This window comes from Amycolatopsis sp. (genome assembly GCF_036008905.1).
In the GTDB taxonomy this organism is placed as follows: Bacteria; Actinomycetota; Actinomycetes; order Mycobacteriales; family Pseudonocardiaceae; genus Amycolatopsis.
This window is the reverse complement of sequence record NZ_DASYMU010000176.1, coordinates 23714-49241: the sequence shown is the minus strand read 5'-3', so window position 1 is coordinate 49241 and position 25528 is coordinate 23714. Positions and strand designations below refer to the sequence as shown.

The window sequence follows — 25528 nt, the reverse complement described above, 5'->3', positions numbered from 1 at the left end:
CCACGGCCTCGTCAACGCCCTGGACGCAGTCAGCTAGCCCCACCGCTAGTTGTAGGTCCGTGAAGGCCACATTGAGGGACTCAGAGTCCCTCAATGTGGCCTTCACGGCATTTTGGGGGAGAGGTAGACGGGCGGGCGGGGGCGGGTGGTGGCGGTCAGGTAGGCAGCCTGGAGTTCGGCAATGACGCCGTCGGGATCCTTTATGAGGCGGGACGGCAGAGTTTGTACGACAGGAATGCCCGCTGCCGCGTACCGGGTGTTTCTCTCCAGAGTTCGGGCGTAACCGTCTCGGCCGAAGTGGAAGTCGACGGAGTCGATTTCCCAAGCCAGACCCACGTCTTCCCACCAGGCATCCGGACAGCCGACGTAGTTTCCCGCGCGACCCCAGACTTCGATGTTCCAATGACTTGGCTGGAACTGGAGTCGACGGCTCAACGTTTTCGCTCTCGCTTCGGCTACCGATCGAAGGTTTGCCCATTCGGCCAGGAGTCGCCTGGGAATCGCGGTTCCTCTCTTGGTCCCGCGATCCAGTTCGTAAGCGAGGGCGTTTGGGGCGCATCGACCATGTTGAATGGCTTCGATCAGCAATTGCCCGATCGGCTCGACCTTGCGAATACGTCGAATCGCGTCAGTGGTGGCACGTACCAGCGGCGCGAGCGGGATGCCATCCTTGAAAACGGCTTTCGGCAGCCTGACGGTACGTTCGACGGTCACGAACTCGGAGCTGAGGATCTTGTGCTGATGCGGAACCAGCACAAGGATTCCGTCTCCCTGAGGCAGTTCGCGCGATCTCAGCCCCTGCCGACGACATGCTTCGGTTCCGGTGATGACAGCGTCCGCCCCGGCGTAGAGCAGGGCCGCGATGGCTCGTTGATCCTGTGTCGGTTCGTTGCTATGTAGCAGGATTATCCCCGGTAACAAGCGCTGCCAGGGACCCCCGGGTAAGCATTTTCGGTAGATCGACTTGCTGCCCATATCGAGCGATTCCAACGTGGTGGCTTTGACGACGCCCATTCGGCTGCGTTCCTGCAGCAACTCCGGGCGATCAGCCCACCTTCCCCTTTTCCGCACACCCCCATGGTGCGAACTCTCTCCTTCCTACACCAGGCCCTCGCTCTACGCCTGTGGATAACTCACCCCCTGTGGACAACTCGCCCCTTCCTCTCGCCTAAAGGCAGAAAGACCGTGAAGGCCACATTGAGGGACTCAGAGTCCCTCAATGTGGCCTTCACGGACCGTAGTGGAGCGGAGCGAAACGGAGGTCGCTTAGACGCGCTTAAACAACAGGGCGCGCTTCACTTCTTGGATTGCCTTGGTCACCTGGATGCCGCGGGGGCAGGCGTCGGTGCAGTTGAAGGTGGTGCGGCAGCGCCACACGCCTTCGGAGTCGTTCAGGATGTCGAGCCGCTCTTCGGCGGCTTCGTCCCGTGAGTCGAAGATGAACCGGTGCGCGTTGACGATCGCGGCCGGGCCGAAGTAGGAGCCGTCGTTCCAGTACACCGGGCACGAGGACGTGCAGCAGGCGCAGAGGATGCACTTGGTGGTGTCGTCGAACCGGTCCCGGTCGGCCTGCGACTGGAGACGCTCGCGGGTCGGCTCGGGGCTGTAGTTGATCAGGTACGGCTTCACCGCGCGGAAGGCCTCGAAGAACGGGTCCATGTCGACGTAGAGGTCCTTCAACGTCGTCATGCCCTTGATCGGGGCGATCGTGATGGTGGTCTTGCCGTCCTTCGACAGCAGGTCCTTCATCAGCACCTTGCAGGCCAGGCGGTTGACGCCGTTGATCTGCATCGCGTCGGAGCCGCAGACGCCGTGCGCGCAGGACCGGCGGAACGCGAACGTGCCGTCGAGGTAGTCCTTCACGTAGAACAGCAGGTTCAGCAACCTGTCCGTCCGCTGCGCGGGGACTTCGTAGGTCTCCCAGTGGGCTTCGCTGTCGATCTCCGGGTTGAACCGCAGGATCTTGAGCGTCACCGTGATGGGGGTGTGGTCCGACTTGGGAGAGTTCTCAGCGGAAGTTTCATCTGTCACTGTTGCGGTGGTCATCAGTACTTCCGCTCCATCGGTTCGTAGCGGGTGAAGGTGACGGGCTTGTAGTCGAGCCGGATGTCCGAGGACAGGCCATCCCCCTGCTTGTAAGCCATGGTGTGCCGCATGAAATTCGTGTCGTCGCGGTTCGGGTAGTCCTCGCGGGCGTGGCCGCCGCGGGATTCCTTGCGCGCCAGCGCACCGACGATGAGCACCTCGGCCAGTTCCAGCAGGAAGCCGAGTTCGGCGGCTTCGAGCAGGTCGGTGTTGTACCGCTTTCCTTTGTCCGCCACCGTGATGCGTCCGTAGCGCTCCTTCAGTGCCTGGATGTCGGTGAGCGCCTGCTTCAGCGTCTCCTCGGTGCGGTACACCGAAGCGTGCGAGTCCATGGTCTTCTGCATGGCGGTGCGGATGTCGGCGACCCGCTCCTCGCCGTGCTCGGACAGCAGCATCGCGAGCTGGTCTTCGACGACCTTGGTCGGGTTCTCCGGCAGTTCGACGAGCTCGTGGTTCGACGCGTACTCGGCGGCGGCGAGCCCGGCGCGGCGGCCGAAGACGTTGATGTCGAGCAGCGAGTTGGTGCCGAGCCGGTTCGAGCCGTGCACCGAAACGCAGGCGACCTCGCCGGCGGCGAACAGGCCGGGGATGACGTGTTCGTTGTCCCGCAGCACTTCGCCGTGGACGTTGGTCGGGATACCGCCCATGACGTAATGGCAGGTCGGGAAGACCGGCACGGGCTCCTTGACCGGGTCGACGCCGAGGTAGGTGCGCGAGAACTCCATGATGTCCGGGAGCTTCGCGTTCAGCGTCTCTTCGGGGATATGCGTGACGTCGAGGACGACGTAGTCCTTGTTCGGGCCACAACCGCGGCCCTGCAACACTTCCTGCACCATCGAGCGGGCGACGATGTCCCGCGGCGCGAGGTCCTTGATCGTGGGCGCGTAGCGCTCCATGAATCGTTCGCCGTCGGAGTTGCGGAGGATCCCGCCCTCACCGCGCACGGCTTCGGAGATCAGGATGCCCAGGCCCGCGAGGCCGGTCGGGTGGAACTGGAAGAACTCCATGTCCTCGAGCGGCAGGCCCTTGCGGAACACGATGCCGAGACCGTCACCGGTCAGGGTGTGCGCGTTCGACGTCGTCTTGAAGATCTTGCCGGCACCGCCGGTGGCCATCACGATCGACTTCGCCTGGAACACGTGCAGCTCGCCGGTGGCCAGCTCGTAGGTCACGACGCCGGAAGCGACCGGGTTGCCGTGCTCGTCCTCGCTCAGGAGCAGGTCGAGCACGTAGAACTCGTTGAAGAACTCTGTGCCGTGCTTGACGCAGTTCTGGTACAGCGTCTGGAGGATCATGTGGCCGGTGCGGTCCGCGGCGTAGCAGGCGCGGCGCACCGCGGCCTTGCCGTGGTCACGAGTGTGCCCGCCGAAGCGGCGCTGGTCGATCTTGCCTTCGGGTGTCCGGTTGAACGGCAGCCCCATCTTCTCCAGGTCGAGCACCGCGTCGATGGCTTCCTTCGCCATGATCTCGGCGGCGTCCTGGTCGACCAGGTAGTCGCCACCCTTGATCGTGTCGAAGGTGTGCCACTCCCAGTTGTCTTCTTCGACGTTGGCCAGCGCGGCGCACATGCCGCCCTGTGCCGCGCCGGTGTGGGACCGGGTCGGGTAGAGCTTGGTGAGTACCGCGGTGCGGGCGCGCTGGCCGGACTCGATGGCCGCGCGCATCCCGGCGCCGCCGGCGCCGACGATCACCACGTCGTACTTGTGGAACTGCATCTTCAAGACTCCGCTTACTCGTGGTGGGTCAGTCGGCCGGCATGTTCGGGTCGAAGGTGAAGATCACCATCGTGCCGACGGCCAGGATGAGCACCATCGAGACGTAGAGCACGATCTTCAGCCAGAACCGCGTGCTGTCCTTGCGGGCGTAGTCGTCGATGATCGTGCGCAGCCCGTTGCCGCCGTGGATCTCGGCGAGCCACAGCATCGACAGGTCCCAGAACTGCCAGAACGGGGACGCCCAGCGACCGGCGACGAAGCCCCAGTTGATGCGGTGCACCCCGCCGTCGAGGATGTTCATGATCAACAGGTGGCCCAGCACGAGAATAACCAGTGCCAGCCCGGAAATCCGCATGAACAGCCAGCTGTAGAGCTCGAAGTTGCTGCGGCGCGGGGTCGGGCGGCGCGGGGCGCGCGGGTTCGCGATCGAGGGAGGTCCGGCACTCAATGCTGTTTTAGACAACTCAGTTTCCCCCGAACATGATTTCGACGGTCCGCTTCATCATGAAGAAAGCACCGGGAAGCATCACGGCGATCCAGATGACGGCGATAGTCCAGAGCATCGGCTTCTGGTACTTGGGGCCCTTTTCCCAGAAGTCCACGAGCATCACGCGGATCCCGTTGAGGGCGTGGTAGAGCACGGCGCCGACCAGGCCGACCTCGAGGAGGTTGACGATCGGGGTCTTGTAGGTCTCGATGACCTGGTTGTAGGTGTTCGGGGAAACCCGGACCAGAGCGGTGTCGAGTACGTGCACGAACAGGAAGAAGAAGGTGAGTACGCCGGTGATGCGGTGCAGCACCCAGGACCACATGCCCGGGTCGCCCCGGTAGAAGGTCCCCTGCCGGCGAGAGGCACCCGCCCGATTGCTCGCTCCCGCTTCAGCGGTGCTAGCCGTGGTGGACATCGGTGAACGGCCTCCAACGTCATGACTGTTGTGCCCGCTTGACCGTAATTCCGCCATATCACTGAAGCGTCCACTTGGGACATCTCCGGCGACGGTGCCGAGATCTGGGGTCATCGAGCGTGGATAAAAGGATGCTAGACCCGGCCACCGGATGCGGCTCACCCTCGGGTTCCCGTCTGTGACCGACCAGACACCGAGGTGGCAAGCCACGGCCCGAAAATGTGGCGCAGGCCACTTGAAATAGTCATTTTCACCCGGATAAAGACGTCACTCAGCGTTCCGGGCGACACGTAAGGGGCGTCACGCCACAGGGCGAAACCGATCACAGGGGGTGTGCGAACGGTAGCCGCGCCGACTCGCCAGTAAACGTTTAGGTTACGTAGCGTGGCTTTCCTATGGCGCTTTCGGGGCAGCCGGGTACGGTTCGCCAGTCGAACCCGGCAACTGGGGCCGGGTCGTTCTTCAATTCATCCGCTGGATCAGCGGGGAGGGAGACACACCTTGCATCGCATGCGTGGAACCGCGCTGGTAGCGGTGGCTGCGGCCGGCGTCCTACTGCTGTCGGCCTGTGGATCGTCGTCCGACACGGGAAGCACCCCTGCGCCCTCGGGCACCGGTGCGGCGACGTCGTCCATCAAGGTCGGGCTGGCCTACGACATCGGCGGCCGTGGTGACCAGTCGTTCAACGACTCGGCGGCGCGCGGTCTGGACAAGGCCAAGGCCGAGTCCGGCTTCGAGGTCAAGGAGCTCGAGGCGGCTCAGGGTGAGACGGACGCGCAGAAGGAAGACAGGCTGCGCCAGCTCGCCGAGGGCGGTTACAACCCGGTGATCGGTGTCGGCTTCGCCTACGCCAAGGCCATCGGCACGGTCGCCAAGGACAACCCGGACGTGAAGTTCGCGATCATCGACGACTTCACCGCGGGCACCGACGACGGCCCGAACATCGCGAACCTGACCTTCGCCGAGAACGAGGGCTCGTTCCTCGTCGGTGTCGCCGCCGCGCTCAAGAGCAAGACCGGCAACGTCGGCTTCATCGGCGGGGTCAACACGCCGCTGATCCAGAAGTTCGAGGTCGGCTACATCGCGGGTGTCAAGGCTGTGAAGGCCGACGCGACCGTCCAGTCGAAGTACCTGACCCAGCCGCCGGACTTCTCCGGCTTCAACGACCCGGCCAAGGGCGAGACCGCGGCGAACGGCATGTTCGACGCCGGCGCCGACGTCGTCTACGCGGCGGCGGGCGGTTCCGGTAGTGGCGCGTTCAAGGCCGCCAAGGCCAAGGGCAAGCTCGGCATCGGCGTCGACTCCGACCAGTACAACCTGCCCGCGATGGCCGAGGTCAAGGACGTGATCATCACGTCGATGGTGAAGGAGGTGGACCTCGCGGTCTACGACTTCGTCAACTCGGTCAAGGACGGCAAGTTCGCCGCCGGCAACAAGATCTACGACCTCAAGGCCGGTGGCATCGACTACGCCACCAGCGGTGGCAAGATCGACGACATCAAGACCCAGATCGACGGATACAAGGCCAAGATCGTGTCCGGGGAGATCAAGGTCCCCGCGACCAAGTAGTGCTTCGGCGTTCTGCCTAGGATGCCTGGGATCTAGACGACGACGGACCCGTGGCGGGTATCAATCCCGCCGCGGGTCCTTCACCGTTCTCAAGGAGTGTGCGCGATCAGCGAGGATATTTTGGGCGACACAGCTGTGACTCCTCCGTCTGAATACGCGGTGGAACTGCGAGGCATCACCAAGCGGTTCCCCGGCGTGGTAGCGAACTCCGACATCAACGTCGGGGTTCGGAGCGGCACCGTGCACGCCCTGGTGGGTGAGAACGGCGCGGGCAAGTCGACCCTGATGAAGATCCTCTACGGGATGCAACGTCCCGACGAGGGCACGATCTCGATCAATGGCGGGCTCGTCGACTTCCAGACCCCGGCGGACGCCATCACCGCCGGGATCGGCATGGTGCACCAGCACTTCATGCTGGCCGACAACTTCACCGTGCTGGAGAACGTGGTTCTCGGCACGGAACCCAAGGCGGGCATGGGCCTCGACTTCAAGGCCGCCCGCGCCAAGATCAAGGACATCTCCGCACGCTACGGCCTCGGTGTCGACCCGGACAGGCTCGTCGACGAGCTCGGGGTCGGCGAGCGGCAGCGCGTCGAGATCCTCAAGGTCCTCTACCGCGGCGCGAAGATCCTGATCCTGGACGAGCCCACGGCCGTGCTGGTGCCGCAGGAGGTCGACGAGCTGTTCGGCAACCTGCGTGAGCTCAAGGCCGAGGGCCTCACGATCCTCTTCATCTCCCACAAACTCGACGAAGTGCTTTCGGTCGCCGACGACATCACCGTCGTCCGCCGCGGCACCACCGTCGCGAGCGTGGTGCCCGGTGAGGTCACCGCGCGCCAGCTCGCCGAGCTGATGGTCGGCAGCGCGCTGCCGGTGCCGGAGCTGCGCGAGTCGACGGTGACCGAGACCCCGGTGCTGGAGGTCCGCGACCTCAAGGTGACGTCGTCCGACGGCCGCACGGTGCTGGAGAACCTCTCGTTCACCATCCACGCGGGCGAGGTACTCGGCATCGCGGGGGTCGAAGGCAACGGGCAGGCGGAGCTGGTCGAAGCGCTGATGGGCATCCGCCCGCTGAGCGCCGGCCACATTTCGCTGTCGGGCAAGGACATCGGCAAGCTCAACACCCGCAAGCGCCGCGACGCCGGGATGGCCTACATCCCCGAAGACCGGCACCGCCAAGGGCTGCTGCTCGAGGCGACGCTGTGGGAGAACCGGATCCTCGGTCACCAGACCAAGGCGCCCAACGTGCGCGGCCCGCTGATCAACCGCAAGGGCGCGCGGGCCGACACCGAGCGCATCGTCGCCGAGTACGACGTCCGCACCCCGGGCATCGAGGTCGCGATCGCCTCGCTTTCCGGTGGTAACCAGCAGAAACTGATCATCGGCCGCGAGATGACCGGCGACCCGGTGGTGCTGATCGCCTCGCACCCGACCCGTGGTGTCGACGTCGGCGCGCAGGCCGCGATCTGGGAGCACATCCGGCGCGCCCGCGCCGAGAAACTGGCGGTACTGATGATCTCCGCTGACCTCGACGAGCTCATCGGCATGTCCGACCGGCTCTCGGTGATCCTGCGCGGCAAGCTCGTCGCGGAGTACGACCCGAAGTCGGTCACCCCGGAGGAACTCGGTTCCGCGATGACCGGGGCGGGGGACCAGGCCTGATGAAGAAACTCTCCCTCCGCTCGGCCGGGCTCGGCCTGGCCGCGCCCGTCGGCGCGCTGATCTTCGCGCTGCTGCTGTGCGCGCTCATCCTGGTGATCACCGGCCACTCGCCGGTCGAGGTCGTCGACCAGATGGTCAAGTCGGTGCAGCGGCCCCGGACCGTGGCCAACTCGCTGAACAGCGCGACGACGTACTACCTCTCGGCTGTCGCGGTGGCGATCGGCTTCAAGATGCGGCTGTTCAACATCGGCGTCGACGGGCAGTACCGGCTCGCCGCGATGATGGCCGCCGCGGTCGGCGGCGCGTCCTTCATGGGCAGCCTGCCGTCGTTCCTGCGCATCCTGATGACGATCGTCGTCGCGATGCTCGTCGGTGCCGTGTGGGCCGGGATCGCCGGTTTCCTCAAGGTGACGCGAGGGGTCAGCGAGGTCATCTCGACGATCATGCTGAACGCGATCGCCACCGCGGTGGTCGCCTACCTGCTCAACCCGGCGCGGCTCGCGGTTTCGGTGGCCGGCAGCAACAACATCGGCACCGCGCCGATCACCGAGGGCGGCCAGGTGCCCGGGTTCGACTACCCCGGCTCGTCGTCGAAGATCTTCGGCCTGATCTTCCTCGCGGTGCTCGTCGGTTTCCTCTACTGGTTCATGCTCAACCGGACACGCTTCGGTTTCGACCTCAAGGCGACCGGGCTGTCCGAGTCCGCCGCGGTCGCGAGCGGCGTCAACGTCAAGAAGATGATCGTGGCGAGCATGCTGCTCTCCGGCGGGGCCGCGGGCCTGGTCGGGATGCCGCAGCTGCTGGGCGCGTCGCATTCGTACGCGCTCGATTTCCCTTCGGGCCTGGGTTTCACCGGGATCGCGATCGCGCTGCTCGGCCGTAACCATCCGGTCGGCATGGCGTTCGCCGCGCTGCTGTGGGGTTTCCTCGACCAGGCGTCGAACGTCCTGGACATTTCCGGGGTGCCCAAGGAGATCGTGGTGATCATGCAGGGCGTTATCGTCCTGTCGGTGGTCATCGCCTACGAGCTCGTGCGGCGCTACCGGCTCCGGCTCGAACAGCGAGAAGTCGGTAAGGCACTGGGCACGACCAAGACCCCTGCGGAGGTTTCAGCATGAGCGCGGGTGGATTGACCGTCGGCGTGGAGGACACGCTCGCTCCGGCCAAACGGCGCATGTCGCCGATGATGTACCTCTACATCGCTGTGGCGGCAATGCTTTCGGTGTCGCTGGTCCGGGTGCTGACCGGCGCCGACGACCTGACGTCGAGCGGAACCGTCGCCGCCGCGCTGACGGCCGCGGTGCCGATCGCGCTCGCCGGTCTCGGCGGGCTGTGGTCGGAACGCGCCGGCGTGGTGAACATCGGTCTCGAAGGCATGATGGTGCTCGGTACCTGGGGCGCCGGGTTCGCCGGTTACCAGTGGGGACCGTGGGCCGGGGTCGTCGTCGGCGTGCTGCTCGGCGCGTTCGGCGGGCTGGTGCACGCGGTGGCCACGGTGACCTTCGGTGTCGACCACATTATTTCCGGTGTGGCGATCACCTTGGTGGCGCCCGGTTTGACGCTGTTCCTCGCCAAGCTGTACTTCGCGAAGGCACCCGGCGGCGGGCAGAAGCAGTCGCCGCCGATCGAAGACGTCAGCCGGGTCAGCGTGCCAGGATTGTCGACGGCGTTGGGTGATCTGGAGTCGAAGCACTGGTTCTTCGTCTCCGACATCGCGGGCATCCTGCGCGGGCTGATCACCAACCTGTCGCTGCTTTCCCTGCTGGCGGTGGTGTTGTTCGTCGTCACCGGGTACGTGCTCTGGCGGACGCCGTTCGGGCTGCGGCTGCGGTCCTGTGGTGAGGCGCCGCACGCGGCCGAATCGCTGGGTGTGAACGTCTACAAGTACAAGTACGCGGCGATCGTCGCCTCGGGTGCCTTGGCCGGTCTGGGTGGCGCGATCCTCGCGATCAACTCCAGCCAGTTCCGTGACGGGCAAACAGGTGGCCGCGGGTACATCGGCCTCGCGTCGATGATCTTCGGCAACTGGCGGCCGGGCGGGCTGGCCGCGGGTGCCGGGCTCTTCGGGTACACCGACGCGATGCAGTTGCGTGGCGAGGATTCCGTCCACGCGCTGCTGTTGCTGCTCGGTCTCGCGCTGCTCGTGCTCGCCGTGATCCAGTTGCGTGCCAAGCGATTCGCCGTCTCCGTCGTCGCGGCCGTGCTCGGCGTGGCGTTCATCATCTGGTTCGCCACCACCGACCAGGTGCCGCCGGAGCTCGTCGGCGCGACGCCGTACGTCGTCACGCTGCTGGTTCTTTCCCTTGCGGCACAACGGCTTCGGATACCGAAGTACGTCGGTCAGCTGTATCGGCGGGGGCAGGGCGGATGATCGACTGGGACGGGTTGCGGGCACAGGCGGTTCAGGCCGCGCAGAGCGCGTACGCGCCGTACTCCGGCTTGCTGGTCGGCGTCGCCGGGATCGTCGACGACGGCCGCGTGGTGCTGGGCTGCAACGTGGAGAACGCTTCGTACGGGCTCGGGCTCTGCGCGGAGTGCACGATGGCCGGGCAGCTGCGGCTGTCCGGCGGCGGGCGGCTCGTCGCCGTCGCGTGCCGCAGCGGGTCGGGTGACCTGCTGATGCCGTGCGGACGGTGCCGCCAGATCCTGTTCGAGCTCGGTGGTGGCGACTGCCTGGTCGACACCCCGAGCGGGATCCTGCCGATGACGTCGGTGCTGCCCGACGCGTTCGGCCCGGAAGACCTGCCCGCCTGAAGACCACTCAGCTGAGGACCCGTTTTCCGACGGAGCCTTGGCAGAGTTCGACGGAGTACGCCATCAGCGCACCCGCCTGCGCGTCACGGAAGTGGCGCTGAATAGGCGAACTCTTGAGGTAACCGGAGCCGCCGCCGACCCGGACGCCGAGTTCAGCCACGGACTTGGCGACCTGGTTGGCGAGCAGCTTCGCTTCCATCGAAGCGTCGAGCGAGCCGGGGTCGCGGCGGTCGGCGAGCCACATGGCTCGCTGGGCGAGAAGCCGGGCGGACAGCAGCTGGACGTGGGCGTCGGCGACACCGAACTCGACCCACTGCAGTTCGGCGACCGGGCGCTGGGTGGTCGGCACGATCCGGGCACGGGCGTGCGTGATGAGGGCGTCGAGCGCGGCTTCGGCAACGCCGATCGACAGCCAGGGCAGGCCCAGCGCGATGATGTTCGGATCGACGGGCGAGAGGTTCTCGCACTGGTTTTCCTCGCGCAGCAGCGTTCCGTCGAGGGTGACCAGCTGGCTGCGGGTGGCGCGCAGGCCCATCGAGTCCCAGATGGGCTCGAACCGGACGCTGTCGTCCTTCGGCACCCCGAAGAACGACGGAACCCCGTCGACCTGGGCGTTGACCAAGAAGTGGTCGGCGATCTCGCAGCCGGAGACGAACCGCTTGGCTCCGTCGAGACGGTGGCCGCCGGGCGCGGGTTCGGCCTGCTGGAGCGGGAACAGGAAGAGGTTCCCGCCGGTCGGCTCGGACAGCGCGTTGGCGAAGCGGGCGCCGCGGGCGAGCTCGGCGGCGTAGAACGCGCCGGATTTCCCGTACCGCACCAGGGTTGTCGCCGCGCCGAGGTGCATCACCCAGATGCACGCGGTCGACGGGCAGGCCTTGCCGACGACGGCGATGATCTCGCCGAGCGCCTGGTACGACAGGTCCGAGCCGCCGTGCCCGGACGGCAGGGTGGCGACGTCGAGGCCGGCGGCGTGCAGCGCGCGCAGGTTCTCCACCGGCAGGGTCGCCCGGTCGTCGTGCTCGTCGGCGCGGGCCGCGAACTCGGGCGCGAGCCGCTCGGCGGCCTCCACCCAGTGCCGTTCGTGGTCAGGGATCGGGAACGGGGAGGCCGTCATGGACATAGGCTAACCAGAGCTTGAGAAACGAGGAACGATTATGAGCACCTTCGCGGCAGTGGATGTCATCCGGACCAAACGGGACGGTGGCAGGCTCAGCGACGAGCAGATCGCCTGGGTCGTCGACGCCTACACGCACGGGGCCGTCGCGGAGGAGCAGATGTCCGCGCTGGCCATGGCGATCTTCCTGCGCGGGATGGACGCGGGCGAGATCTCGCGGTGGACCGGCGCGATGATCGACTCCGGTGAGCGGCTCTCGCTCGAGGTCGACCGCCCGACCGTGGACAAGCACTCCACCGGCGGCGTCGGCGACAAGATCACGCTCCCGCTCGCGCCGCTGGTCGCCGCCTGCGGTGCGGCGGTGCCGCAGCTGTCCGGGCGCGGGCTCGGGCACACCGGCGGCACGCTCGACAAGCTGGAGTCGATCCCCGGCTGGCGCGCGGAGCTGTCGACGGCCGAGATCATGAAGCAGCTCAACGAGGTCGGCGCGGTGATCTGCGCGGCCACCGAAGGACTCGCGCCCGCGGACCGCAAGCTCTACGCGCTGCGAGACGTCACCAGCACGGTCGAGTCGATCCCGCTCATCGCGAGTTCGATCATGAGCAAGAAGATCGCCGAGGGATCCGCCGGGCTGGTGCTGGACGTCAAAACCGGGTCCGGCGCGTTCATGAAGACGCGTGAGCAGGCTCGGGAGCTGGCGCGGACGCTGGTCGAGATCGGGACCGCGCACGGCGTCGCGACCACGGCGTTGCTGACCGACATGGGCACGCCGCTCGGCAACGCCGTCGGGAACGCGGTCGAGGTCGCCGAGTCGGTCGAGGTGCTCAAGGGCGGCGGACCGGCTGACGTCGTCGAGCTGACCGTCGCGCTGGCTCGGGAGATGCTGGCGCTGGCGGGGATTTCGGTGGATCCTGCGGAGGTTCTGGCGTCCGGACGGGCGTACGAGACCTGGTGCCGGATGATCAGCGCGCAGGGCGGCGATCCCGAGGCCGCGCTGCCGAAGCCGAAGCACGTGCACGTCGTCTCGGCGGAGCGCGACGGGATTCTGTCCACTGTGGATGCTTACGGCGTCGGTGTCGCGGCTTGGCGACTCGGGGCCGGACGTGCTCGCCGGGGCGATCCCGTCCAATACGCCGCCGGGATCCTCTGCCTCGCGAAGCCCGGCGCCCACGTCACCGCCGGTCAGCCGCTTCTGGAACTCCACACCGACACCCCCGACGCCGTCCCCTCCGCCCTCGCTTCCCTAGACGGCGCCCTCACCATCTCCGACACTTTCCCAACCTCCACCTCCGGCATCGTCCTCGAAACCATCAAGCCCTAGGCGCGATCTCTCTCGCGCCAGACGTCGCCATCTGTCGACAGATGGCGAGCACGAAGAAGGGCCCGTCACCAGGTGACAGGCCCTTCTTCGTGGGGTGGCTTAGCTTTCGGAGCCTTCTTCGACTACTTCGCCGTTGGTCTTGGCCTTGCCGTTCTCGTTGGCCTTCGGCGACCGGCCGTTACGCGCGGTGCGGCGCGGCTGGCGCGGGGCCGGGGGCGGCGGAGCCATCAGCTGCATCTGCGACTGGGCCGCGGGGCCGCCACCGAGCATGAGCTCGGCGAAGGTCGCCATGGCCTCGTCGAGCTGGCCGCCGATGCGACGCTCGGACTCTTCGGCGCTCTTGCGGACCACCGAGGTGACCGAGTCCGTGTCCGGCTGCTTCGACAGCGTGCCCTCGACCTTGGACAGGCCGGACTTGAACGAACCGTCGAGATCGCCGAGCTGTGAGGTGAAGCCGTCCTCGACCTTGTCCAGCCGGGCGGCCAGCGCGTCGAGCGTGCCGGTGACCTTCTCGAGCCGGTCGCCGAGCTTGTCGAGCCGGTCCGAGGCGTCGATCATCTCGCCGGTCTCGGTCAGCGCGACCTTCAGTGCTTCGGTGTTCTCGCCGATGCGGGCCTTCGTGTTCTTGTCGAGCTCTTCGACCCGGGTGCGCAGTTCGTTGTCGGAGGTCTCGATCCGGGCGCGCAGGTCGTTGTCCGAGGTCTCGATGCGGTCGCGCAGACCGGCTTCCGAGTTCTCGATCCGCTCGCGCAGGCCGGTCTCGGCGGCGTCGACCCGCTCGCGGACCGGGCTGATGACCGACTGCGGCAGCGCGTCGAGCTTGCTGTCCTGCTTGTCGAGGTGACCACCGAGCTCGTCGAGCCGGCGGTGGATGTTCTGCAGCTTGTCCTCGAGGCCGTCCATCCGGCCGGCCACACCCTCGAAGCGGGCGCCGACGCCGTCGAGCCTGCCGTCCAGCTGGGCGAACGGCTTGGCCAGCTTGTCGACGATGCTCTCGACCGTGCGGGCGAGCGCCGCGATGGCGTTGTCCTGAGCTTCGAGCCGCGCCATGGTCTCGTCGGCGCGCTCGGCCAGGACGCTGACCTCGGTACGGTCGGGCAGTTCGGAGAGCCGCTTGCGGACCGCGCCGAGCGAGTCCACCGGGGCGAGCCGGGCGTAGATGTCGTCCAGCGCGTCGAAGATCTGCTGCTGCTCGCTCTCGCGCACTTCGGCCGCGCGCACCAGCATGTTGCGCATCCGGTCGAAGGACGGTGCTGCAATCTGGTTATCAGTGGTCACTGCGGTGTCCTTCGTGGGCGGGGAAATGGGGGAGGGACGTCACGGCAGCTTATCTATTGCGGAATTGCTGTGTGTATGGCCCCCGTGAAGCCGACAATGCTGTGGTCAACTCCGATGGCCGATTCAGCCCATGATCAGCAAGCTGAGGGTTAAACCGACCTCGGGAACCTACGTCCACGTAGGTGAATCACACCGATACTACTGTCGGGCTATGTCCGACGAAACACCTGTCTTGTCATCGACAACTATTCGCCGTGTGCCCAAAGTCCTGTTGCACGACCACCTGGACGGCGGATTGCGCCCCGGCACAGTGGCTGAACTGGCGGAATCGACGGGCTACCGCGACCTCCCCGTGGTCGGCGCCGAGGAGCTCGGCCGGTGGTTCGTGGCCGCCGCGGACTCGGGATCGCTCGAGTCGTACCTCGCCACATTCGCCCATACGTGTGGTGTCCTGCAAACGGCTGACGCGCTGGTCAGGGTATCCGCGGAATGTGCCGAGGACCTGGCTGAAGACGGGGTCGTCTACGCCGAAATCCGTTACGCACCGGAGTTGTTCGTCGAGCACGGACTGTCACTCGATGAGGTGATTCAAGCGGTGCAGGAGGGGTTCGCGGAGGGTGAGCGGCGGGCCGCCGCGAAGGGCGGGCGCATCCGGATCGGCACCCTGCTTTGCGCAATGCGCCATCGCGACCAAGGTCTCGAAATCGCAACGCTTGCTGTGCGTTACCGCGACGAGGGGGTCGTCGGCTTCGACATCGCCGGGCCCGAAGCCGGGTATCCACCCGCCCGTATTTCGGACGCATTTGACTATTTGCGTGACAATAATGCGCATTTCACTATTCACGCGGGTGAGGCTTTCGGGTCGGCGTCGATCTCTGAAGCGATTCACCGATGTGGCGCCGAGCGACTCGGGCACGGTGTGCGGATCGTCGACGACATCTTGGTCTCCGGTGATGAAGTCCATTTGGGACGGTTGGCGCGTTATGTGCGGGACAGGCGAATCCCTTTGGAGATCTGCCCTTCCTCGAATGTCCAGACGGGAGCGGCCTCCTCGATCGCCGAGCATCCGTTCGGCCTGCTCGCCCGGCTGGGCTTCCGCGTCACGATCAACACCGACAACCGGCTGATGAGCGGCTGCACCATGTCCGGCGAGTTCGAGGCGCTGCGCGACGCGTTCGGCTACGGTCTCGCGGACTTCGAGCGGTTCACCGTCGACGCGATGAAATCGGCCTTCCTGGATTACGACGAGCGCCGAGACCTGATCGACAACGTCATCCGGCCCGGCTACGCCCTGCTCGCACCAACGGGTTGTGTTACTTAGCTCCGGTAAGTAAAATCCAGAATGTAAGATTCATCTCTCATATTCTGGGACGGCGGCGGACGTGGCACGAGTAGCGGAACAGGATCCGGTGAAGACACCCAACCGATGGCTGATCCTCGGCCTCGGTCTCGCCGCCCAGACCGCGAGCTGCGCGTTCCTCTACGGGATCCCGTTCCTGGTCCCGCAGATGCGCGCGGCGGAAGGGCTCACACTCGCCGAAGCGGGCACGGTCGTCGCGGCGCCGAGTATCGGCCTGCTCTTCACCCTGATCGCCTGGGGCGCGCTCGCCGACCGGTACGGCGAGCGGCTGATCATGGCGCTAGGGCTCGGTTGTTCCGGCCTGCTGTTGCTCTACGCCGGACTTGGCTCACATTCGCTGACCGCGCTCTTCGTGCTGTTCCTGCTGGCGGGCGCGAGCACAGCGTCGGTCAACGCCGCGAGCGGGCGGGTGGTGATGGGCTGGTTCCAGCAGTCGGAGCGCGGCGTCGCGATGGGGATCCGGCAGACCGCGCAGCCGCTCGGTGTCGGCGTCGCCGCCGTCGGACTTCCGCCGCTCGCGGACCACTGGGGTTTCCAAGGCGCGATCCTGCTGCCCGCCGGGCTGGCTATCGTCGTCGCGTTGCTGGTCACGTGGTTTGTCGTCGACCCGCCGCGGCCGGCGAAGACGGCCGACGCCGGACCCAAACCCGCGTCGCCTTACCGGAAACCGACGCTGTGGCGGTTGCACGGCGCGAGCAGCCTGCTCGTGGTGCCGCAGTTCGCCGTCTCCGCGTTCGCACCCGTGTACCTGGTGACAGTGCATCACTGGAGCGCGTTGTCCGCGGGCTGGTTCCTCGGCGCGGTTCAGGTGCTCGGCGCCGGCGGACGGCTGGTTTCGGGATATTGGTCGGATCGCGTCGGCAACCGGCTCGGCCCGATGCGGCAACTCGCCGTCGCCAGCGCCGGGGCGATGCTGCTCGTCGCGCTCGGCGACGCGACCTGGCCGTGGCTGGTCGTGCTCGCGCTGGTGCTCGCCGCGGTGATCACGGTGAGCGACAACGGTTTGGGCTTCACCGCGTCGGCCGAACTGGCCGGGATCTCGTGGGCGGGCCGGGCGATGGGGGCGCAGAACACCACCCAGAACATCGCCGCTTCCCTGACCCCGCCACTGCTCGGCCTGGTCATCGGCGACTCGCGCTACGCGCTGGCCTTCTGTATCGCCGCGGTTTTCCCGCTGCTGGCCATCGCCCTGGTCCCCGTCCGCGCCGAGCGGGTCGCACTTTCTCGCTGAAGTGCCCTCTCTCACGACGTGAAAGAGGGCACTTCGGCGAGAAAGTGCCGGGGCTAGCCGACGTTCAGGCGGTCCTCGAAGGAGGCGACCAGCTTGCGCCACGATTCCTGCTCGGCGTCGAACGGCGCGCTCGGCGCGAGCCGCGTCGGGTCGGGCTTGAGCACGAACGAAACCAGCCACCCGAGGGTTTCCGAGCTGGACAGCTCCTCGAGCACGCTCTCGTCACCGGCCCACTCGGCGGTGTCCGTCAGCAGTTCGACGGCCAGCTCGAGTTGGGTCGGGTCGATCGCCTCGACGCCTTCGGCGATGTCGTCGTCGATGCCCGTGAGCACGTAGGTGTTATCCGAGTCGACGTCGATCTCGAGCTCACCGGCCGTCGCCTTCTCCAGCACGTCGTCCCAAGTGGACATTCCGGCGATGTCGGTGCCGGAGAGGTCGTTGCCGTCGGCGAGCTTGCGGATGAGCGCCTTCTCGGAGGTGAAGACGTCGATCTCGCCGTCGGAGCCGAGGAACACCGGCTTGTCGTCCTGGTAGAAGCACCGGAGCGTGTAGTACTCGTGCCCGGCGGTGATGATCTTGATCGGGTCGATGCCGACCTCGGCCCAGAACCCGACCGGCTCGTCGTCTTCCTCGGCCGCGTCCTCGTCGGCGTCGTCCACCGCGTCGAGGTCGTCGTCCGCCGCGGCGGCTTCGGCTTCGGCCGACTCCTCCAGGAACGTCGCGAGCTCTTCGGCTGTCTGCTCAAGCAGCGGCGCGTCGACGTCGGGGACGGTGATGAGCTCGTCGATCGTGTCGAGGACGATGTCCCACTTCTTGGAGACCGCCTCGGAAAGCTCGATCCACAGCAGGTCGCCGTCGCGGCCGGTGAACGGCAGCGTGCCCTGCTCGAGCAGCGAGAAACCTTCGACGCTGTCGAGGATCTCGTGCACCTCTTCGAGGTCGCAGACGTCGGCGAGCGACCGCACGATGCCGACGATCTCGGCGAGCTCGGCGATCGTCCAGTGGGTGCGCTCCTCGGCGATCAGCTCCGGTACGCCGACCAGGTCGTACGAGTGGTCGTCGTCGGGGATCAGCTCGGGGACGTTGAGCGACGGGACCGTCTTCCACGCGGGGTGGTCGATCAGATCGTGCTGCTCCGCGGTCCGCACGAACGCGGCCAGATGGGCCGCGTCCGGGAAGGCGTACAGGTCGTCTTCATCGCCGAGGAAGGCTTCCCATTCCTCGCCGTCTTCCCGCCAGCGCGGGGCCCACAAGGTGACCAGGTCGCCCTGCGGAAGCCCGAGTTCGATCGGGATGATGTCCTGTGCCATTCCTACCCTCCGGAACTACCTGCCTGTGTGCGCCCCGGCCTGGGGTTACCCCAAAGATGGTGCGCGGTACGCGCAGCCTACGGGTTTCGCCTGTGCGCCGCGATCGCCCCTCGGCAACTCGGTACGAAGGGATGGCACCATAGGGGGTCTCATGACACTCGCAGACGCTCTTCCCGCAGATCCGGACCCCGACAAGCTCTTCGAAGCGTTCTCAGAATGGACCGCTGAGCGGGGCCTTGAGCTGTACCCGGCGCAGGAAGAGGCGCTGATCGAGGTGGTCTCGGGGGCGAACGTGATCTTGTCGACGCCGACCGGCTCCGGCAAGAGCCTCGTGGCCGTCGGCGCCCACTTCACCGCGATGGCACACGGCAAACGGAGCTACTACACCGCGCCGATCAAGGCACTGGTCTCGGAGAAGTTCTTCCAGCTCGTCGAGATCTTCGGCCCGGAGAACGTCGGCATGATGACCGGCGACTCCGCGGTCAACGGCGACGCCCCGATCATCTGCTGCACGGCGGAAATCCTGGCGAACATCGCGTTGCGGTTCGGTGCCGACGCCGACGTCGGCCAGGTCGTGGCGGACGAGTTCCACTTCTACTCCGAGCCGGACCGCGGCTGGGCGTGGCAGATCCCGATCCTGGAGCTGCCGAAGGCGCAGTTCGTGCTCATGTCCGCGACCCTCGGCGACGTGTCGTTCTTCGAGAAGGACCTGACGCGCCGCACCGGCCGGCCGACAGCGGCGATCACCTCGACGCAGCGTCCCGTCCCGCTGACCTACCGGTACGCCCTGACGCCGGTGCACGAGACGATGCTCGAACTGCTGCACGGCGGGCAGGCGCCGGTGTACATCGTGCACTTCTCGCAGGCCGCGGCCGTTGAACGCGCACAGGCGTTGATGAGTATCAACGTCTGCACGAAAGCCGAGAAGGAAGCGATCGCCGTCGCACTCGGCGACTTCCGGTTCTCCGCGGGCTTCGGGCGTGCGCTGACCAGGCTGGTCCGGCACGGTATCGGCGTGCACCACGCCGGGATGCTGCCGAAGTACCGGCGGATGGTCGAGCAGCTCGCACAGGCGGGGCTGCTGAAGGTGATCTGCGGGACGGACACCCTCGGCGTCGGCATCAACGTGCCGATCCGGACCGTGGTGTTCTCCGCGCTGACCAAGTACGACGGCGTGCGCCAGCGGCATCTCAAGGCCCGCGAGTTCCACCAGATCGCCGGCCGCGCCGGCCGCGCCGGGTACGACACCGACGGCTACGTCGTCGTCGAGGCGCCCGACCACGTCATCGAGAACGCGAAGGCGCTGGAGCGGGCGGGCGACGACCCGAAGAAGAAGCGGAAGATCACCCGCAAGAAGGCGCCCGAGGGGTTCGTCAACTGGACGGACAGTACTTTTGAGCGGCTGGTGGCCGCCGAGCCCGAGCCGCTGACGTCGAGCTTCCGCGTCAGCCATTCGATGCTGCTGAACGTGATTTCCCGGCCCGGAAACGCTTTCGACTCGATGCGGCATCTGCTCGAGGACAACCACGAAGAGCGCCCGGCGCAGCGCAAGCACATCCTGCGGGCCATCCAGATCTACCGCGCGCTGCTGGCCGCCGGTGTCGTCGAACGGCTCGACGAGCCCGACGAGCAGGGCCGCACGGTGCGGCTGACCATCGACCTGCAGTTCGACTTCGCGCTGAACCAGCCGCTTTCGCCGTTCGCGTTGGCCGCCATCGACCTGCTCGACATCGAGTCGCCGAGCTACGCGCTCGACATCGTGTCCATTGTGGAATCCATTGTGGACGACCCGCGCCCGGTGCTGTCGGCGCAGAAGTTCAAGGCACGCGGCGAAGCCGTGCAGGCGATGAAGTCCGAGGGCATCGAGTACGACGAGCGGATGGAACTGCTCGAAGACGTCACGTACCCGAAGCCGCTGGAAGAGCTGCTGCAGGTCGCGTATTCGAGCTACCGCAAGGGCGCGCCCTGGGTCGACGACTACGAGCTCTCGCCGAAGTCGGTCGTGCGCGACATGTACGAGCGCGCGATGAACTTCGTGGAGTATGTGGGTTTCTACTCGCTGTCGCGGTCGGAAGGCCTGGTGCTGCGGTACTTGACCGACACCTACGACACGCTGCGCCACACCGTCCCGGACGAAGCCAAGACGGAAGCCTTGCAGGACCTCATCGAATGGCTCGGCGAGCTCGTCCGGCAGGTCGACTCCAGCCTGCTCGACGAGTGGGAAGCACTGCGGAACCCGGACGAGGAAGAACAGGCCGCGGTGCTAGTCAAAGGCGGCCTGCCGGACGGCCCGCCGCCGGTCACCCGCAACGAGCGCGCCTTCCGCGTCCTGGTGCGCAACGAACTCTTCCGCCGTGTCGACCTCGCCGCGCGCCGGGCGTACTACGACCTCGGCGAGCTGGACGCGTCGTCCGGCTGGGACGCGGACGCCTGGCAGGAAGCGATGAACGGGTACTTCGAGGAGCACGACGTCCTGGGTACTGGCCCTGACGCGCGCGGGCCGCAGCTGCTGCTGATCGAGCGGGAGCCGGCGGTGTGGAAGGTGCGGCAGATCTTCGACGACCCCGAGGGCGACCACGACTGGGGCATCAGCGCCGAAGTCGACCTGGCGGCCTCGGACGAAGCCGGGTTCGCCGTAGTCCGCGTAACCGGCGTCGACCGCCCCTAGCGCTCCGCCATCTGTCGACAGCTTTATGGGGGTCTGGCGGGCCATCGTGAGCGGTGGAAAATTCTCACTCCAGCTGGCGGGTCGCGCGGACTCTGCGAGAGAGGCACTTTGGTGAGAAAGTGCGCCGCGGTCGTGACCCCAATGCGGCGTTGGGGGCATTGAGCGCCCCCAACGCCGCATTGGGGTACTTCCAAGCCCACACCGCGCTATGAAGGGGCCCTTCCTCGCGGAAAACGAGAGGAAGGGCCCCTTCCTAGCGTCCTGCGTGCCCACCGCACCACGAGATGTCGACATCACGTGATCTCTCGGTATCCAAGAGACCCCACCTGACGACAGCGGCGCCGCGACCTAGGAGTCGACTCCGGTCCGCGCCTATTTTCGCTACAGATGGCGGCCGTCGGCTAGGCGCTTTCTCGCCAAAGTGCGTGCGCGTGGCGGGTTAGTTCGGGGGTGGTGGGCAGGTGGTGGGGTCGGGTTCCTGGTCGCAGGGCAGGAAGGACTGGATGTTCACCAGTGCCTGGTTGCCGGGGCCGGAGGAGAGGCCGGTGAGCAGCGGGCTGAGGTTCTCGGTGGCGCCGCAGTTTTTGAAGGGCGGGAGCGTGAAGCCCTGGTATTTGGGGTCTTCGTTGGCCGGGTCGGTCTGAAGCGTGCCACCGACAAAAGCGTCGTAAGGGCCCGTGACGTCGAGCGAGATGGGGGTGGCGGTGACGCAGTCCGGGCCGACGTCCAGCGGGACGCCGTTGACCTTGGCGTCGCTCATCCTGGCCATGAGGTCGACGTGGCTGTGGCCGGTGATGCCGTCGGTGAACGCTTCGATGAAGATGTTGCGGCTGTCCTGGTAGTCCACCGGGAGCATCTCGAGCGTGGCGCTGGTCGGCATGAAGCCGTACGCCAGGAAGGTCACCCGCGACGGCGGGAAGAAGACGTTGCCGCGGGCGATCAGGGTGCCGTCGTCGGCGATCTTCACCGTGGCGTTCACCATGAACGCGGGGCCGATGGTGGTTTTCGCGCCGAGCTTCTTGACCGTGGACCAGCCTTCGAGCAGCTGGGGCTGGAGGGTGAACTCGTTCGGGTCCGGGGCGTCCATGGTGCCCACTTCCCCCGCCGGGTCCTTTGTGGACTCGCTGCTTGGTGCCGGGGTTTTCTTCGCGGGTGCGAGCACGACGACGCCGCCGAGCGCCGCGTCCTGGTCCGCGTCGAGGGTGCAGGGGACCGCGTCGGCGCCCAGGGTCAGGGTGGGCGCGCCGACGGTGAACTGCACCTGACCCGGCTCGCTTTTGGCGAACTCCGGGATCTCGCCGGACGCGGTGAGCGTCAGCTCGCCTTCCGCGGGGACCGGGGTCGCGGGCACCTTCAGCGTGACCGTCACCGGCTTCTTGTCGTCCTTGTTCACCGCGATGACGTCCAGCGCCATCGAACCCTCGACGGACTCCCCATTGAGAACACCTTGTGGCAGCACGAGTCTCACCGCGAAGTCGGTGATGATGGCCGGCTGTCCCGACGGGACCATCGCGGGCAGGGTCGCCGTCGCGTGCAGCGAGACACTCGCCGGTGTGGCGAAGGCGCAGGTGGCTTTCAGATCCTTGTCCACTTTGTGCAGCCCGGCGGGCGCGGCAGGCGGAGCCGGATCCGGCTCACCCTGCGCGGCCGAGCCGACGCCCACCAGCCCGCTGTTCGCGGCGGCGACGAGTCCGGCCAGTGCCAGCGCGGTGAGTGCCCGGGTCCGGTTCAACAGGTGTCCTTTCAGGTGCCTGTCGTGAAGGGTGACCGGGGTTCCGGCCACCCTTCACGACCTGTTCATCGTGCCGATCAGGTCACCGCGAGCGACGGCGAGAACGCCTTGTTCTGCACCGGGCTCGTCGCCACGTTGCAGGTGAAGCTCCACGGCGTCCAGGTGCCGTCCTTCTTGTGGAACTCGAGCGGCGCGGTGATCGTGGAGCCGAGCGACAGCGTCGACGAGCCGGCGGCGGTCGGGGTGAGGGCCGGGACACCGGTGCCCGCGTCCTGGGCGAGGTTGAAGGTGAGCGGTCCGGGGACGTACGGGCTGGCGATCTGCGTCGGCACATCGACGGCGGTCACGGTGGCCGAGGCCGGGGTCGCGTTGGTGATCGTCACCGGGACGTCCGCCTTGCCCCGCACACCGTCGTAGTTGGCGGCGTTCAGCAGCGCGTGGATGGCACTGCTGATCGACGCCGTGCCGGTGATGCCGCTCGGGGTGACGGGGGTGCCGGCCGGGACACTGTCCGGCGCGTTGAACGCCGCCGTGACGGCCAGCGGCCGCTGCCCGATGGCGGGGAAGTTGCACGTGTAGCTCACGGTGCCGGTCTGATAGGGAATATCGACGGCCGACGCGGTGCCCGACGCCAGCATGAGGCCGACGCCGACCAGCGCGCCCGTGGTCATGACGCCGGCGGACAACTTGCTCAGTTTACGGGACATACCTGTCAGCTCCTTTGATGAGAGTTTACGGCTCGGGGGATGGCTGTCCATATTTCTTTTCGGCGGTCTATTGCGCATGATCGTCGAAAAGGAGTTTGTTTTCCGGAGCGGCGTGGGAGGCTTTTATGTAGCCGAACCACTGTGCTCGCCCATCAGTGTGCTTGCCCACTGAAATGGAGGTTACTCGCGAGTTACGTAAGGAACAAGTCTCTGTATCGACAAAGTGCTTTGGTCACCATCGGTGATGGATTTCTTGTCAGTGCCCGATTGTCGCGATGATGTTTTTTGTGCGCCGATGATAAAAACATCGGCCGTGGCCGGCAACACGGACATCCCGGGTTAGCATCGCGCGATGAGGCTGCTGATGTGAAGGATCATTCACTGAAGAGAAATGAGACTGCCTTGCGGAATTCTGTCGTCTTCTCCCGGGTGGCACGTGGTGGTGCCGTGGCGGCACTGGTGCTCGGATCGACCCTCGGCACCGGTGTCGCGCAGGCGGCCGCGCCCGGCGGAGTGCTTGCCTGGGGCCAGATCGACTACGGGAAAACGGCGGTGCCCGCCGCGGCGGCGAGCGGGGTCACCGAGATCTCCGCGGGTGGCCTGAATGGGCTCGCCCTCAAGAACGGCACCGTGCTTTCCTGGGGGGACAACCATTACGGCCAGTTGAACGTGCCCGCCGCCGCGGCCTCCGGGGTCACCGCTGTGGAGTCGGGCTGGGCGCACGAGCTCGCGTTGAAGAACGGAGCGGTGCTCGCCTGGGGAAACAACTGGTACGGCCAGCTGGCCATCCCGGCGGCCTTGTCCTCCGGCGTCAGCGCGATTTCCACGAGCAATTTCCACAGTCTCGCGCTGAAGCAGGGCAAGGTGACCAGCTGGGGTTCACGCTCGGACGTGCCCGCCGCGGCCACTTCCGGCGTCACGGTGATTTCGGCGGGCGGGGATCACAATCTGGTGCTGAAGAACGGCGGCGTGCTCGCGTGGGGGTCGAACACCTTCGGCCAGGCCACGGTTCCCGCGGCGGCGACCTCGGGCGTCACCGCGATCTCGGCCGGGTTCCAGCACAGTCTCGCGCTCAAGAACGGCGGCGTGATCGCCTGGGGTGACAACACTTCCGCCCAGCTCGACATGCCGGCCGAAGTGTCTTCGGGAGTCGTCGCCATCGACGCCGGATACAAGCACAACCTGGCGTTGAAGTCCGACGGCACGGTCTGGGCCTGGGGCGGAAGCGCCGACGGGAGCGAGAGCATCGTGCCCCCCAACGCCTGCGCGCCCCTGCTCGGCGTGTCCGCCGGAAGCCAGCTCAGCCTCGCCCTCCGCGACTCCGCTTCCGCCCCCTGCCTCTGAACGCCGTGAAGGCCACATTGAGGGACTCTGAGTCCCTCAATGTGGCCTTCACGGCCATCGGGGGTGGGGGGGTGGGGGGTGGGGTCAGACGGTGGAGGTCAGGTTCAGGCTGATGGTGTTGCCGGGGCCCGAAACCATCGCGCCGAGTGCCAGGTCGGCGATGAAACAGTCCTTGAACGACGGGATGGTGTAGGTCCCGGTCTGGGTGATGGTCGGGGCGAACAGGTCGACGTTCTTGGTGATCAGGTCCATGGAGATGGGCGAGACCGTCTTGCAGCTGTTCGGCACTGTGGGCAGCGGGATGATCGGCACGATCAGGCCCACCCGGATGTCGCTGATCTCCATGTTCACGCTGGCGTGCGTGACCAGGTCGCCGTTGGCGATGACCCCGCTGATCGGGCCGGCGGGCACGACCTTGATGGTGGCCTTGATCCAGAAGATCCCGGACGCCAGCGAGATGTTCGCCGTGGAGGGCGGCAGCGAGAGGTCGCCGCGGATCCCGACGTTGTCACCGTCGATGACGATCGCGCCGTCCAGCTTGCCGGGGCCGAGGTTGACGGTGCTGCCGGTCTTCTTCACCACGGTGCTGCCGGTGACGGCGAACGTCACCGGGAACTCCTCCGGGTCGGCGGCCGACGCGGGGGTGGCGGCCAGGGTGCCCAGCGCGATGGTCGTCGCGGCGGTGAGAGCGGCCATCTTGCCGAGTTTGCGGGTGTATTTCGGGCGCACGGAAGAAAACATCTTTGTTCTCCTTGTCTATCTCCGGATCGATA

The 25528-nt window shown here is 66.6% G+C and carries 21 protein-coding genes; 10 read left to right on the top strand and 11 right to left on the bottom strand.

The window, feature by feature from the left end:
* Positions 1-102: 102 nt before the first annotated feature.
* The 5 genes from VGP60_RS30025 to sdhC form a co-directional block, all read right to left on the bottom strand.
* Entirely contained in the window at positions 103-1014 is a 912-nt protein-coding gene (locus tag VGP60_RS30025) for a hypothetical protein (protein WP_327551501.1), read from the bottom strand.
* 252 nt (positions 1015-1266) lie between these two features.
* On the bottom strand, positions 1267-2046 hold the full coding sequence (locus VGP60_RS30020; RefSeq protein ID WP_327551500.1) for a succinate dehydrogenase iron-sulfur subunit: 780 nt from the start codon (positions 2044-2046) through the stop codon (positions 1267-1269).
* A complete protein-coding gene (sdhA, locus tag VGP60_RS30015) occupies positions 2046-3800 on the bottom strand; it encodes a succinate dehydrogenase flavoprotein subunit (protein ID WP_327551499.1) in 1755 nt (584 codons plus the stop codon). The genes VGP60_RS30020 and sdhA overlap by 1 nt, the downstream gene beginning before the upstream one ends.
* Positions 3801-3828: 28 nt before the next feature.
* Positions 3829-4263 carry a succinate dehydrogenase hydrophobic membrane anchor subunit gene (locus tag VGP60_RS30010; RefSeq protein WP_327551498.1) on the bottom strand — a complete coding sequence of 145 codons (435 nt, stop codon included), beginning with the start codon at positions 4261-4263 and terminating at the stop codon, positions 3829-3831.
* A gap of 1 nt (position 4264) precedes the next feature.
* The gene (sdhC, locus tag VGP60_RS30005) at positions 4265-4705 is read right to left on the bottom strand and encodes a succinate dehydrogenase, cytochrome b556 subunit (RefSeq protein WP_327551497.1); all 441 of its coding nucleotides are present in this window, start codon (positions 4703-4705) and stop codon (positions 4265-4267) included.
* Positions 4706-5215: 510 nt separating this feature from the next.
* Here sdhC and VGP60_RS30000 point away from each other — a divergent pair.
* The 5 genes from VGP60_RS30000 to VGP60_RS29980 all read left to right on the top strand — a co-directional run bounded on the left by VGP60_RS30000 (position 5216) and on the right by VGP60_RS29980 (position 10690).
* Positions 5216-6274, top strand: coding sequence for a BMP family ABC transporter substrate-binding protein (locus tag VGP60_RS30000; RefSeq protein WP_327551496.1), 1059 nt, complete (start codon positions 5216-5218; stop codon positions 6272-6274).
* Between the two features lie 135 nt (positions 6275-6409).
* Complete coding sequence (locus VGP60_RS29995) at positions 6410-7936, top strand: ABC transporter ATP-binding protein (protein ID WP_327551495.1); 1527 nt, start codon at positions 6410-6412, stop codon at positions 7934-7936.
* Entirely contained in the window at positions 7936-9054 is a 1119-nt protein-coding gene (locus VGP60_RS29990; protein WP_327551494.1) for an ABC transporter permease, read from the top strand. The genes VGP60_RS29995 and VGP60_RS29990 overlap by 1 nt, the downstream gene beginning before the upstream one ends.
* A complete protein-coding gene (locus VGP60_RS29985; protein ID WP_327551493.1) occupies positions 9051-10307 on the top strand; it encodes an ABC transporter permease in 1257 nt (418 codons plus the stop codon). The genes VGP60_RS29990 and VGP60_RS29985 overlap by 4 nt, the downstream gene beginning before the upstream one ends.
* Entirely contained in the window at positions 10304-10690 is a 387-nt protein-coding gene (locus VGP60_RS29980; RefSeq protein WP_327551492.1) for a cytidine deaminase, read from the top strand. The genes VGP60_RS29985 and VGP60_RS29980 overlap by 4 nt, the downstream gene beginning before the upstream one ends.
* A gap of 7 nt (positions 10691-10697) precedes the next feature.
* Here the strand turns inward: VGP60_RS29980 and VGP60_RS29975 are convergent, their stop codons facing one another.
* Positions 10698-11804, bottom strand: coding sequence for an acyl-CoA dehydrogenase family protein (locus tag VGP60_RS29975; RefSeq protein WP_327551491.1), 1107 nt, complete (start codon positions 11802-11804; stop codon positions 10698-10700).
* A 40-nt stretch (positions 11805-11844) separates the two neighbouring features.
* On the opposite strand from VGP60_RS29975, the gene VGP60_RS29970 reads away from it, so the two are divergent.
* A complete protein-coding gene (locus tag VGP60_RS29970; RefSeq protein ID WP_327551490.1) occupies positions 11845-13125 on the top strand; it encodes a thymidine phosphorylase in 1281 nt (426 codons plus the stop codon).
* 99 nt (positions 13126-13224) lie between these two features.
* Here the strand turns inward: VGP60_RS29970 and VGP60_RS29965 are convergent, their stop codons facing one another.
* Positions 13225-14403 (bottom strand): PA containing protein, encoded by a 1179-nt coding sequence (locus VGP60_RS29965; protein WP_327551489.1) that lies wholly within the window; start codon positions 14401-14403, stop codon positions 13225-13227.
* Positions 14404-14614: 211 nt separating this feature from the next.
* On the opposite strand from VGP60_RS29965, the gene VGP60_RS29960 reads away from it, so the two are divergent.
* Together VGP60_RS29960 and VGP60_RS29955 are read left to right on the top strand one after the other, a co-directional pair.
* Positions 14615-15724 (top strand): adenosine deaminase, encoded by a 1110-nt coding sequence (locus VGP60_RS29960; RefSeq protein ID WP_327551488.1) that lies wholly within the window; start codon positions 14615-14617, stop codon positions 15722-15724.
* A gap of 61 nt (positions 15725-15785) precedes the next feature.
* Positions 15786-16994, top strand: a complete 1209-nt coding sequence (locus tag VGP60_RS29955) for an MFS transporter (RefSeq protein ID WP_327551487.1) — start codon at positions 15786-15788, stop codon at positions 16992-16994.
* Between the two features lie 53 nt (positions 16995-17047).
* Here the strand turns inward: VGP60_RS29955 and VGP60_RS29950 are convergent, their stop codons facing one another.
* The gene (locus tag VGP60_RS29950) at positions 17048-18304 is read right to left on the bottom strand and encodes a primosomal protein (protein ID WP_327551486.1); all 1257 of its coding nucleotides are present in this window, start codon (positions 18302-18304) and stop codon (positions 17048-17050) included.
* A gap of 151 nt (positions 18305-18455) precedes the next feature.
* Here VGP60_RS29950 and VGP60_RS29945 point away from each other — a divergent pair, with 151 nt between their 5' ends.
* Positions 18456-20972: a DEAD/DEAH box helicase gene (locus VGP60_RS29945; RefSeq protein ID WP_327551485.1), complete on the top strand. Its 2517-nt coding sequence runs from the start codon at positions 18456-18458 to the stop codon at positions 20970-20972.
* 439 nt (positions 20973-21411) lie between these two features.
* On the opposite strand, the gene VGP60_RS29940 is transcribed toward VGP60_RS29945, so the two are convergent.
* On the bottom strand, positions 21412-22704 hold the full coding sequence (locus VGP60_RS29940; protein ID WP_327551484.1) for a DUF6801 domain-containing protein: 1293 nt from the start codon (positions 22702-22704) through the stop codon (positions 21412-21414).
* A 77-nt stretch (positions 22705-22781) separates the two neighbouring features.
* Positions 22782-23411 carry a DUF6801 domain-containing protein gene (locus VGP60_RS29935; protein WP_327551483.1) on the bottom strand — a complete coding sequence of 210 codons (630 nt, stop codon included), beginning with the start codon at positions 23409-23411 and terminating at the stop codon, positions 22782-22784.
* A gap of 402 nt (positions 23412-23813) precedes the next feature.
* Here VGP60_RS29935 and VGP60_RS29930 point away from each other — a divergent pair, with 402 nt between their 5' ends.
* Positions 23814-24755 (top strand): RCC1 domain-containing protein, encoded by a 942-nt coding sequence (locus tag VGP60_RS29930; protein ID WP_414640423.1) that lies wholly within the window; start codon positions 23814-23816, stop codon positions 24753-24755.
* 84 nt (positions 24756-24839) lie between these two features.
* Here VGP60_RS29930 and VGP60_RS29925 read toward each other — a convergent pair whose 3' ends face one another.
* Positions 24840-25496: a hypothetical protein gene (locus VGP60_RS29925; RefSeq protein ID WP_327551482.1), complete on the bottom strand. Its 657-nt coding sequence runs from the start codon at positions 25494-25496 to the stop codon at positions 24840-24842.
* Positions 25497-25528 lie beyond the last annotated feature (32 nt).

Coding starts and splice junctions, on each gene's coding strand:
- VGP60_RS30025 (WP_327551501.1), bottom strand. CDS start 1,014: ATGGGCGTCGTCAAAGCCACCACGTTGGAATCGCTCGATATGGGCAGC.
- VGP60_RS30020 (WP_327551500.1), bottom strand. CDS start 2,046: ATGACCACCGCAACAGTGACAGATGAAACTTCCGCTGAGAACTCTCCC.
- sdhA (WP_327551499.1), bottom strand. CDS start 3,800: ATGCAGTTCCACAAGTACGACGTGGTGATCGTCGGCGCCGGCGGCGCC.
- sdhC (WP_327551497.1), bottom strand. CDS start 4,705: ATGTCCACCACGGCTAGCACCGCTGAAGCGGGAGCGAGCAATCGGGCG.
- VGP60_RS30000 (WP_327551496.1), top strand. CDS start 5,216: ATGCGTGGAACCGCGCTGGTAGCGGTGGCTGCGGCCGGCGTCCTACTG.
- VGP60_RS29990 (WP_327551494.1), top strand. CDS start 7,936: ATGAAGAAACTCTCCCTCCGCTCGGCCGGGCTCGGCCTGGCCGCGCCC.
- VGP60_RS29985 (WP_327551493.1), top strand. CDS start 9,051: ATGAGCGCGGGTGGATTGACCGTCGGCGTGGAGGACACGCTCGCTCCG.
- VGP60_RS29980 (WP_327551492.1), top strand. CDS start 10,304: ATGATCGACTGGGACGGGTTGCGGGCACAGGCGGTTCAGGCCGCGCAG.
- VGP60_RS29975 (WP_327551491.1), bottom strand. CDS start 11,804: ATGACGGCCTCCCCGTTCCCGATCCCTGACCACGAACGGCACTGGGTG.
- VGP60_RS29970 (WP_327551490.1), top strand. CDS start 11,845: ATGAGCACCTTCGCGGCAGTGGATGTCATCCGGACCAAACGGGACGGT.
- VGP60_RS29960 (WP_327551488.1), top strand. CDS start 14,615: ATGTCCGACGAAACACCTGTCTTGTCATCGACAACTATTCGCCGTGTG.
- VGP60_RS29950 (WP_327551486.1), bottom strand. CDS start 18,304: ATGGCACAGGACATCATCCCGATCGAACTCGGGCTTCCGCAGGGCGAC.
- VGP60_RS29945 (WP_327551485.1), top strand. CDS start 18,456: ATGACACTCGCAGACGCTCTTCCCGCAGATCCGGACCCCGACAAGCTC.
- VGP60_RS29935 (WP_327551483.1), bottom strand. CDS start 23,411: ATGTCCCGTAAACTGAGCAAGTTGTCCGCCGGCGTCATGACCACGGGC.
- VGP60_RS29925 (WP_327551482.1), bottom strand. CDS start 25,496: ATGTTTTCTTCCGTGCGCCCGAAATACACCCGCAAACTCGGCAAGATG.